Here is a 351-nt window from a genome sequence, read left to right as displayed (position 1 = left end):
GTCCCCAACGCTGGCCTTACCTTGTTCGTTCAGCAGACCGCTGATCCGCTTGCCGCGCGCGACGCACGTGCAGGGTCGGCCATTCGTGAGCTGCGTGTACAGAATGCCTTCCACGCCCTGAACGCGAAACGCGTCGTAGTAGCGCTGCTGCATCACCGGCATGATCCCGTTGACCGCAAATTCCGCCACGTCAGCAGCACGCGCGTTGGCGGCCAGTATGCGATTATTTGATCGCTCGGTCGCTGCCGAGAAGCGCCCATTTTGGTAAGAAGAGCTGACTACGGGCATCGTAGTTCTCCTAATGATTAGTACACCATAAAATTGTGGCGCGAAAGCAGCAAAAGGGGCCTA

General features: G+C 57.8%; 1 protein-coding gene. It reads right to left on the bottom strand.

Annotated elements, in window-relative coordinates:
• Nucleotides 1-288 (bottom strand): hypothetical protein (locus AC1RPJ_RS08000; protein WP_481762879.1); only part of this gene is annotated, 288 nt, incomplete at its 3' end.
• Nucleotides 289-351: the final 63 nt, after the last annotated feature.

This window comes from Dellaglioa sp. CoH-57-MRSF-17, from assembly GCF_056782015.1.
The sequence above is the reverse complement of the archived record's forward strand: the minus strand, read 5'-3'. Positions and strand labels throughout refer to the sequence as shown.